At 60.3% G+C, this 10,291-nt stretch carries 9 protein-coding genes and 1 pseudogene; 1 reads left to right on the top strand and 9 read right to left on the bottom strand.

The features are described 5' to 3' along the window. Positions 1–9 precede the first annotated feature (9 nt). From glgA to FW764_RS01555, 8 genes and pseudogenes are all read right to left on the bottom strand, one after another. The gene (gene glgA / locus FW764_RS01590) at positions 10–1,566 is read right to left on the bottom strand and encodes a glycogen synthase GlgA (protein WP_446432433.1); all 1,557 of its coding nucleotides are present in this window, start codon (positions 1,564–1,566) and stop codon (positions 10–12) included. 492 nt (positions 1,567–2,058) lie between these two features. Beyond that, the gene (locus FW764_RS01585) at positions 2,059–3,012 is read right to left on the bottom strand and encodes a D-2-hydroxyacid dehydrogenase family protein (protein WP_446432432.1); all 954 of its coding nucleotides are present in this window, start codon (positions 3,010–3,012) and stop codon (positions 2,059–2,061) included. A 27-nt stretch (positions 3,013–3,039) separates the two neighbouring features. Next, positions 3,040–3,565, bottom strand: a pseudogene (locus tag FW764_RS01580) (alpha/beta fold hydrolase); the annotation flags it as partial. Positions 3,566–3,609: 44 nt separating this feature from the next. Then, a complete protein-coding gene (locus FW764_RS01575; protein WP_446432431.1) occupies positions 3,610–4,050 on the bottom strand; it encodes a YqaA family protein in 441 nt (146 codons plus the stop codon). A 3-nt stretch (positions 4,051–4,053) separates the two neighbouring features. Next, on the bottom strand, positions 4,054–4,500 hold the full coding sequence (locus FW764_RS01570) for a DUF411 domain-containing protein (RefSeq protein ID WP_446432430.1): 447 nt from the start codon (positions 4,498–4,500) through the stop codon (positions 4,054–4,056). Between the two features lie 111 nt (positions 4,501–4,611). Then, positions 4,612–5,070, bottom strand: coding sequence for an SRPBCC family protein (locus FW764_RS01565; protein WP_446432429.1), 459 nt, complete (start codon positions 5,068–5,070; stop codon positions 4,612–4,614). Positions 5,071–5,160: 90 nt separating this feature from the next. Then, on the bottom strand, positions 5,161–7,155 hold the full coding sequence (locus FW764_RS01560) for a methyl-accepting chemotaxis protein (protein WP_446432428.1): 1,995 nt from the start codon (positions 7,153–7,155) through the stop codon (positions 5,161–5,163). Positions 7,156–7,303: 148 nt separating this feature from the next. After that, entirely contained in the window at positions 7,304–8,299 is a 996-nt protein-coding gene (locus FW764_RS01555; protein WP_446432427.1) for an aldo/keto reductase, read from the bottom strand. A 119-nt stretch (positions 8,300–8,418) separates the two neighbouring features. On the opposite strand from FW764_RS01555, the gene FW764_RS01550 reads away from it, so the two are divergent. Further along, positions 8,419–9,327 (top strand): LysR family transcriptional regulator, encoded by a 909-nt coding sequence (locus tag FW764_RS01550; protein ID WP_446432426.1) that lies wholly within the window; start codon positions 8,419–8,421, stop codon positions 9,325–9,327. Here the strand turns inward: FW764_RS01550 and FW764_RS01545 are convergent. After that, positions 9,324–10,229 carry an AraC family transcriptional regulator gene (locus tag FW764_RS01545; RefSeq protein ID WP_446432425.1) on the bottom strand — a complete coding sequence of 302 codons (906 nt, stop codon included), beginning with the start codon at positions 10,227–10,229 and terminating at the stop codon, positions 9,324–9,326. The two genes, FW764_RS01550 and FW764_RS01545, sit on opposite strands and share 4 nt — an antisense overlap. Between the last annotated feature and the right edge of the window lie 62 nt (positions 10,230–10,291).

The following is a 10,291-nucleotide window of genomic DNA, read 5'->3' as shown; positions in this document are numbered from 1 at the left end:
CTCCCTTGATTATTTAGCGGATTTCCCCAGTGCTTTAGCGACAAGTTGCTCATACAGTTCGGCGTAGGGTTCCACCGCCTGGCACCAGTTGAAGGGTTGGGTCATGGCGCGGCTGCGCATGGCGTTGAGCAGGCCTTTGTTGGCAAACACGCGGAACGCGCGGCTCAGCGCCTCTTCGTAGCTGTCGACCGTGGATTCATTGAACAGGAACCCGGTAACGCCATTTTCGATGGTGTCCGCCAGCCCGCCGGTATTACGCGCTACCGGCAAGGAGCCGAAGCGCTGGGCATACATCTGGCTCAGGCCGCAGGGTTCGTAACGCGATGGCATCAGCAGGAAGTCGCTGCCGGCAAACATGCGGCGCGCATCGGTTTCGTTGAAGCCAATGCGCACGCCGACCTGGCCGGGGAAGCGAAGGGCCAGCTCGCGCATGGCGTGTTCTTCTTCAGGCTCGCCGCGCCCAATAATGGCGATCTGGCCGCCGTTTTCGACGATAAAGCTGCTGACCGCCTCGGTGAGGTCCAGACCTTTTTGATACACCAGGCGCGAGACCACAGCAAACAGTGGGCCAGTGGATTCGTGCAGGCCGAACAACGCGCGGACGTGGGCGGCGTTGACTGCCTTGCCTTCCCAGTCACCGATGTTGAAGTTGTGGGTCAGGTGCGTGTCGGTGGAGGTTTCCCAGCTCTCGTCAATGCCGTTAGGAATGCCACTGAGCAGGCCTTGCTGGGTTTTGCTGGCGAGGAAGCCATCAAGGCCGCAGCCAAATTCCGGTGTGGTGATCTCCTGCGCGTATGTGGCGCTCACCGTAGTGATATGGCTGGAGTAGGCCATGCCGGCCTTGAGGAACGACATTTTGCCGTAAAACTCCATGCCCTCCTGCTGCAGCGCATGCGGTGGAATACCCAGCTCCGGCGTGGACGCCAAACTGACCACGCCTTGATAGGCGAGGTTATGAATGGTGAACAGGGTTGGGGTACGTGAACCACGCCAGTGCATATACGCCGGGGCCAAGCCAGCGGGCCAGTCATGAGCGTGCACCAGGTCCGGGCACCAGTGGATCTGTGCGAGGTTGGCGGCCATGTCAGCGGCGGCCAGGCCCAGGCGGGCAAAGCGAATATGGTTGTCGGGCCAGTCGCGGCCGTTGTTGGCGCCGTACGGTGTGCCTTCGCGCTCATAGAGTTCGGGGCAGATCAGGACATAGATAACCAGGCCGTCCTTGAGGTCCATGCGCCCGATCTTGCAGGGCGGCAAGGCAGCGTGGCCGCCCAGTTCGCCGATGACGTGGATCGGGTTGTCGCTTTCCATCACCTGCGGGTAACCCGGGATCAGCACGCGCACATCATGCAAGTGTGCCATGGCGCGGGGCAGGGCAGCAGAGACGTCGCCCAAGCCGCCAGTTTTAACCAGGTCGGCGAATTCGGAGGTGACAAACAAGACTTTCTTTCGATTGGGGTTCGGACTCACGATCGGCCGCACAGTATTGGGCAGGTCGGCCAAAGATGTTGGCCCCCCCGCTGGCTGACTAAAACGCTCTCCCTGAGTATCTACTGCAGCACTGATCATAGTTCTCTCCCACATGTCTGGTAGGCTAATGGCCCGCTGCCATTAGCTCCGAAGACCGCATCCTGCGGCCAGGCGCACAAGCACTGTACAAACTGGCAAGGCGTATGCCAGTTGCACGATTAACCTAAAAAGATTGGATGGACGGGCACTTGGTGTGGACCGCGTGCACTCGCCTCCCTTAAAAACTGGACCTATGGCAGCGTTGTAAAGTTTCGATTTTTTGCGGGGTTTTTGTTTTTGAACGGACCCATCGGTCATGAGTCTAGGACAGATCCTAGAGCCTGTAGGGTTTATATGGGATTTTTGTAGGACAAAATTTTTAACGTTATACGGGCTAAGTGTGGCTAGCAGGCTTGCCCCGCGTTTGAGTGCGAGGCGCTCCCATTAAGGCACTCTCGGCGTGCCTGCTGTACCGAGGATGCCCATGTTTAGAGCCGATTAGCGCCCCAGCGCAGGGCAAGCCATCTCGTCACAAAATGGTGCGAAGCAGGATCAGCCAAGCACGCGAATGGGCGCGCCGCCGGCCCAGGCTTGAACATCTTCAATCATCTGCTGATAAAACTGCCGGTAATTCTGCTCGCTTACATAGCCCACATGGGGTGTAGCCAACACGTTGGGCAAACGCCGAAACGGATGATCAATCGGCAGCGGCTCTTCGCTATACACGTCCAATGCTGCTCCCGCCAAGCGCCCGGCGGCCAATGCTTGGGCAAGAGCCTGTTCATCCACAATCGGCCCGCGCGCGGTATTCACCAAACGGGCGGTTGGCTTCATCCACCCCAACGCCTCGGCATCCACCAAGCCGCGGGTGCGCTCGCTGAGTACCAGGTGCACAGTGAGGATATCGGCCTGCTCGAACAACTCGCGCTTGGTGACCCAGGTCACTGCGCAGACGGATGCGCGTTCCGGCGTCAGGTTTTCACTCCAGGCGATCACGCGCATGCCGAACACCTGGGCGAATTGCGCAACTTTCTGGCCGATGCTGCCCAAGCCGAGGATCCCCAAGGTTTTCCCATGCAGGTCGCCACCCAAGCCGACCTGCCATCCGCCGTCCCTCAGGGCGTTGGCTTCGCCCAGCAGATTGCGCGTGGAGGCCATGATTAACGCCCAGGTCAGCTCAGGCGCCGCCTGCTTATAGCTGTCGGTGCCGCACACCTGGATGCCCAGGGCCTTGGCGGCGGGAATGTCGATGGCCGCATTGCGCATGCCGCCGGTCACCAGCAGCTTGAGGTTGGGCAGGCCTTGCAGCAAGGCTTTGTCGAAGGTAGAGCGTTCGCGCATGACGCAAATTACCTCGAACCTGCGCAAACGCTCGATCATCACCTGGGTCTGTGCCGGGTAATCGTTCAGGAAATGCACCTGGCCTAGCGTGTCGAGCACTGACCAATCCACCACACCACTGGCCACATTCTGCCAATCATCAATGACTGCGATCTGTACCGACATTCACGAGTGCCTCGAAAAAGGTTGGACTTAAAGGGCGTTCAAACCCTGCAACAGCGTTCTATCAAACTGGGCCAGCGCTTCCATCTGTGGCGTATGCCCAAGCCCCCGGAACGCCACTACGGTTGCGCGGGGTATCAACTTGGCCGCGTGCTTGCCCAGCCCTTGTAATGACCGAGCTTGGCCTTGACCGCAGGTGGCGCGATTTCGCTGCTGATGGCGGTGGTGCCGGACGTGCCGATTAGCAGCAGGGTGGGCATTTGCAGACTCCTGCACGCGCAGTACGCCCGCTGGGTGTAGATCATGTCGTAAATCAACGCCGAGTTCCATGCGACCTGGGCGTGCCCCGGGTCGCTATTCAAGCCTGCGAGCATGCCGCCGGTCGAGTGGCCGACGAGGGGGGCTTTTTAGAGGCCGAATTTATCCAGCAGATGATGGGTGTCGATCGCGAGTTGATGGAAACTGTACGGGTAGTGGTCCGGCTTACGGGAGGCACAAAAGCCGATCGGTTCCGGCGCGCCACTCGGTAACCGGTCACGTTCTGCGCGTTGATATTGCCCGCCTAGCTGTCAGAAGTGAGCGTGGGCCAATGGTCGGGTGTCAGGCCGTCGTGAGTTGGCTGACTGTCAATACCACCAGCACCGCGTATCGAGCGCCTTTGGCCATGGAGACGATGAGCAGGAAGCGCCAGAACGGCTCACGCATGACGCCGGCTACCAGTGTCAGCGGATCACCGATAATCGGTACCCAACTGAGCAACAACGACCAATGCCCCCAGCGTTGGTAGTGCGTACGGGCCTTTTCCAGGTGTCGTGGGCTGACCGGAAACCAACGCCGGTCCTTGAAGCGTTCAACTGAGCGCCCCAGCCACCAATTGACCACTGAGCCCAGCACGTTGCCAGCTGTGGCAATGCTGAGCAGCAACCACAGGCTGTAATGCCCGCTGATCAACAGGCCGACCAGCACCGCCTCCGATTGCATCGGCAACAGCGTGGCGGCACCGAAGGCGGCGAAAAATAGCCCCAGGTAACCGGCGAGCATCAATCAATGTGCCGGGTAGTCGGCCACCACCACGTCTTTGCCGTCACGGGTCAGGCCGATGACCTGATAGGCATCGCTCATGCCGTCCATGTCCATGCCCGGCGAACCGATCGGCATGCCTGGGGCGGCAATGCCCAGCAAGTCGTCGCGTTTGCGCAGGGCCAGCACGTGTTCGGCGGGCACATGGCCTTCAACGAACTTGCCGTCGATCACGGCGGTGTGGCACGAACCCAGACGCGGTGCCACGCCCAGGCGCTGCTTGACGGCGCTCATGTCAACCTCCACAGCGTCGTTGACCTTGAAGCCATTGCTTTGCAGGTGGCTGATCCATTTTTTGCAACAGCCGCAGTTGGCATCGCGGTGCACGTCGATAGGGATCAAGTCGGCCGCCTGAGCCAGGGAGGAGGCCAGTAGGGCCGAAAGCACGGCCAGTCGCAATGGAATGTTCATGCGGATCTCGTGAGCAAGAGAGCGTCGTCGGGAATTGGCGGCGATCATGACGACGTCATCGCAGGCACGCCAGCGCCCACCGGTAAGTGGGTCGGGGTTAATGTTTCAAAATTATACGAAGCCTGCGTTTTCCAACCGACATTTGAGCTGGTCCAGCGCGATGAGTGACAGTTCAACCATGCGCTCATGCAGGCTGGCCAGTTGCAATTCGGTTTCGTAGGTCAGCACGCGTTTGAACAAGGTGCCGTCGCGATGAGCCTGCAAGAAATAGTGGACAGAGCCGTCGACGGCGAGGGAGGAGAACACGGTTTTGAATTCACTGGGGCGATGGGCGATCTGTACGCGATAACTCATGGGCACGCGCACACCCAGCAGGTCGATGTCTTCGGTAAAACGGGCGCCGGCCGGGAGTGGGCCGGTGGTGCCGGTATTGGCACCGAGGGATGAGGGGTGCCATTCATGCCAGCGGTCAGGCTGGGTCACATAGTCGTAAACGAGCTCAATAGGGGCCTCGATAAAACGTTCTTGGCTGATCCGCTCCAAGCGGCTCGAATGCTCAACAACGTGCATGACACACCTCCTGTGTGGCGAGACTTTGCACTAAGAGATGTCAGAATAGTCCCACTCCCGTGTTTTGCACGGGAGGGATTCACCCATTTATCAGCGCACCTTGAAACGGCTCATCAACGCAATCACCCGGCCGTTGGCATCCAACAGGCTTCGCGTATTGGTTTCAGTGGCATGCCCGCTTTCCACCAGTTCTTCGACCATATGTCGGATCTGCACCATGCTGCGGTTGATCTCCTCGGTGACCGCGCTTTGTTGCTCGGCGGCTGTGGCGATCTGGGTGCTGAGGTTGTTGATATGGCTGACCGAACCGGCCATTTCGTCCAGGCCGGTGTTGACCCGGGCCGTGGCATCCGCCGCCGATTGGCAGCTGGCCTGGGTGTTTTCCATGGCCGTCACCGACGAACTTACGCCGGTCGTCAGACGCACGAGCATCTCGTTGATCTGCGAGGTACTGGCCTGGGTGCGCGCCGCCAGGGCCCGAACTTCGTCGGCTACTACCGCAAAACCACGGCCTTGCTCACCCGCTCGCGCCGCTTCAATCGCGGCGTTGAGTGCCAACAGGTTGGTCTGGCCGGCGATCGCGCCGATTACACCCAGGGTCTCGGTGATGCGCGCGGCGTCCTGGCGCATATTTTCCACGGTGTGGGTGGCGCTGGCCACTTCGCCGATCAAGGCGCTGACGCTGTTGGACGCTTCGCCCACCACGACGCGGGAGCGGTCGGCGTGTTCGTTGGCGCGCTGGGTGAACGAGGCGGTCTCAGCGGCGTTTTGCGCAACCGTGTCGGCGGTGGAGCTCATCTCAGTGATGGCGGTGACCGTCTGATCGGTCTCGGAGGCATGTCGCACCAAAATCCGGTTAGTCTGCGCCGAGGTCTGTTGCAATTGTTCAAGCCCCGAGGACATGGCGCCCGTGGCCTGGGTCACTTCGCCGATCATGTTTTGCAGGTAGATGATAAAGCGGTTGACCGAGTGGCCGATGGCGCCCATTTCATCTTCGGCACGGATGGTAATACGCCGCGTAAGGTCGGCATCGCCGGCACACAGGGCGTCAATATTGGTTCTCAACGATTTCATGCGCTGTACCAACTGGCGGATTGCATAGAACGCCAATAACACCAGCAGCAACACCATGGGAATTTGCAGCATGGCCAGGGTGCCGAGCACGTCATCGCGTTGGGCGGTGATCAGCGAGGTGGGCAGGGCGGTAGCGAGGAACCAGGGCGTGCCCTCAATCGGGCGCATGTAAAACGTGCTGGCCACCCCTTGGTTGTCGAACTCACTGCGCTGCAACGCTTGGTCGCGATGGGCAAGGGCTTTGCTGATTTGGGCGGCGAAAGCCGAGGTGCCAGCCAGTTCGCTGATGTTCTTCAACACCACCGGGCCGCTGATGCGTGTGCTGTTGCTGATGATCTTGCCGTCGGCTTCGACGATCAGCATCTGCCCGCCGATGTCTTTTTCCTTGCTGGCGACCAGGGCATTGAAGAAACCCAGGGTCACGTCGATGGTGGCGACGCCGTACGCCGCGCCGTCACGTTGGATCGCCATGGCGCAATTGGTGCGCGGCTCCTGGCTGGCGTCGTCCTTGTAGGCGGCCGCCCAGGCGCACTGGCCGCGGGGTGAGGCGAGACCGCCTTTGTACCAGCTCTGGTCATAGTAGTTGGGGGCCGCGTCGCTGTTCCAGAAGGTGTTGACTGCCAGCTTGCCCGAGTCATCACGGTGCCAGAAGGTGCTGTGCTTGTTGCGCCCCGGGGTACGCAGGTTGGGCAGTGGCCAGATGCCGCCGCCGAAAACTTTGAGCTCGCCATATTGGTCCACCAAACCGGGCAGCACCTTGTCGATGGCGTCGCTGTCGAGCAGGGGAATGGTCTGGGTGATACTGCGTTGCTGGGCTTGCACCTTGTTCAGTTCGCCCTGGATCTGCTCGGCGACTTCGGCGATGCGGTTGAGCACCACCTGTTCTTCGGTGTGTTTTAGCGTGGGAGCCACCAACTGGCCGATGCCCACGACGGTCAACACAATCAATACCAGGACGAACAGCACCAGAAACACGGTGTATCGGGTTTGGATAGAGCGCAATGGGAGCATGGGGGGGTCGTCCTTACGAAGCGTTTATTATCGACGCGGCTTTGTTAGAGCTTCATCGGGCTATCGGCTGGGTAAGGAGGAGCTTTAGGTACGATGGTACAAGATAATCAGAGCGCCCACTGAACCGGGGCGCTCAGGCCTGCAAAGGCTATTGATTCACTAGCTGCATGGCGACTTCGCCGTAGCGCGAGCCAGCCGTAGCGCCCGCCGGGAAGATCGACGCCAGTGCCGCCTGTTCGGCAGGGCTTAACGTGATATCCAGCGCCGCGACGTTCTCTTCCAGGTACTTGCGTTGCTTGGTCCCAGGAATCGGGATTAGGTAATCGCCTTGCGCCAGTACCCAAGCCAAGGCCAATTGCCCGGCCGTGATGCCTTTTTCGGCAGCCAGCGCTTGAACCTGATCCACCAGCAGCAGGTTCTTCGCAAAGTTTTCGCCCTGGAAGCGTGGGCTGGAGCGGCGGTAGTCGTCGGCGGCGAAATCATCCGGGCTTTTCAGCGCGCCGGTGAGGAAGCCTCGGCCCAACGGGCTGTAAGGCACAAAGGCGATGCCCAGGCGTTGGCAGGCGGCCAGGCAACCGTTGTCTTCCTGGTCGCGGCTCCACAGCGAGTATTCGCTTTGCAGGGCACTGATCGGATGCACCTTGTGCGCACGTTCCAGGTTGGCGGCGGACGCTTCGCTGAGGCCCAGGTAACGCACTTTGCCTTGCTTGACCAGTTCGGCCATCGCACCGACGCTTTCTTCGATGGCCACTTCGGGGTCGACGCGGTGCTGGTAGTAGAGGTCCAAGGTTTCTATGCCCAGGCGCTTCAATGTGCCATCAATGGCCGTACGGATGTACTCGGGGCGGCCGTTTACGGCGCGACTCGCAGGGTTCGATGGGTCACGTACAAAGCCGAATTTACTTGCCAGGAACACGTGCTCACGCTTGCCGGCGATGGCTTTGCCGATCAGCGCTTCATTGGTGTGAGGGCCGTACATGTCTGCGGTGTCGAGCAAGGTGATGCCCAACTCTAGCGCGCGGTGCAGGGTCGCGATAGCTTCCTGGGTATCAGTGCCGGTGGTGTAGAAGTCAGTCATGCCCATGCAGCCGAGGCCGATGGCTGAGACCTGAGGGCCGTTCTTGCCGAGTTGACGAGTGTGCATCGGAGCAGTTCCTTGGTGGGGAAAGGCCTTATTGTTGTCCTCGACAAGCCGGGGATAAAGCGGCTAAAACTGCTATCACTATTATGATTTTCTAAATAATCACAGAAGGCAGCTCGGCTTTGGATCGATTTAACGCCATGCGCGTGTTCACCCGAATCGTTGAATTGGGCGGTTTCGCCAAGGCCGCCGACAGCCTGCAACTGCCGCGTGCCTCCGTCACGATTCTGATCAAACAACTCGAAGCGCACCTTGGGGTGCAGTTGCTGCAACGCACCACGCGGCAGGTCAGCCCGACGCTGGATGGCGCAGCGTACTACCAGCGCTGCGTCAGCCTGTTGGCGCAGCTTGAGGAAACCGAAGCGGTGTTCTCCCGCCAAAGTAGCCCGCGCGGTACGTTGCGTGTCGACATGCCGTCAGGCATCGGGCGATTCCTGGTGATTCCCGCGCTGCCCGCATTCAGTACGCAGTACCCGCACATCGACCTCGAAATCGGCCTCAATGACCGCCCGGTCGACCTGATTCGCGAAGGCGTGGACTGCGTACTGCGCGCTGGCTTGGCGCTGGACGATGCACTGGTGGCACGGCCACTGGCGATGATGGATCAGGTCACCTGTGCCAGCCCTGAATACTTGCAACGTTTTGGCCTGCCCCACACCGTTGACGACCTGGCCGGTCATCAAGTTGTCGAGTACTTTTCCAGCAGCAGCGGTAAGCGCTATGGCCTGGAGTTCCAAGTGGGCGAGGAAATTCGCCTGGTGGATTTACCCAAGCAGGTCGCCGTCAACAGCGCCGACGGTTACCTCGCCGCCTGCGAAGCCGGCTATGGCTTGGTGCAGACGCCTTACTACCATGCCATGCGCCAGTTGCAAGCCGGCAGCCTGATAGAAGTGCTCAGCGCGATCAAGCCGCCGCGGCTGCCGCTGACCGCGCTGTACCCGCCACATCGCCAACTGTCCCCACGGGTGCGGGTGTTTGTCGATTGGTTGGTGCAGCTATGTGCCCGCCCGGGCAATGGTTTGCGACGCTAGGCCTGAGCCTTGCGATAGGCGCCGGGCTGCTGCCCGGTGACTTTGTAGAACGCTCGAGTGAACGCCGCGACGGATTGGTAACCCGCTGCCAGCGCTACGTCCGCCACCGTCTGGTCTTGCTTGAACAACTGGCAGGCATGGCGCATGCGTATCATCAACAGTACGTGCCCCGGCGATTGGCCGCACAGTTCAGTGAATCGTTTGAAAAACGCCGAACGCGACAGTCTGGTGCACGCCGCCATGCTTTCCAGCGTCCAGGCATCGGCGGGGCGCGCGATCAGTTGTTCCAGCAGGTTGGCGAACGACGGTTGCCGAGCCAGTGCAGCCAGGCCACCAAGCTCGGTATTGTCGATAACTTGCTGGCGCAACACGTACAGAAACAACAAGTGGCAAAGACGCTCAAGCAACGCGGAAGAGGGCGCGGGCGTGCGTTCGCATTCTTGCAGGATCAGTTCGAACAGCTGACGCGCGGCGGTCAGTGATGGGTCGCCGGCCCGCAGAATAATCCAGGCGGGCAGGGTGTCGACGATCAGCGCTGACAAGCCTGAATGGAAGTGGAAGAAGCCGCAGACAAGGCCCACGCCATCGTCGGCGGCGCTGTCCAGCGCCAGCATCGGCCGGCGCGGGCGTGCCTGCGCTGCCGCGGCCGTTGCCTCCCCCGACAGCTGAAACTCAAGGTCGCGCAGCAGAAACACGGCATCCCCATCGTTCAAGCTTTGCGGGGTGGGTTCACCGTCGATATGCAGCCAGCACTGCCCCTGCACCACCAGGTGGAAGCTCGCGCTGGCCAGGCCATGCGTACTCGCATGCCAGTCGCCACAATAGCGGCCGACATGGAACAAACGAGTGTTCAGCTCAAGGCTGGATAATAACCAATCGACGAGTGCACTGGACGAATTCATCTAAGCGAAAGACTCTAGAGCAAGTAATCGCTACTTTAGCCTATTGAGGCGATTTTTTATAA

The organism is Pseudomonas sp. 1152_12, from assembly GCF_052850675.1.
Note: the sequence above shows the minus strand (reverse complement) of the source record. Positions and strands in the feature narration are given on the sequence as shown.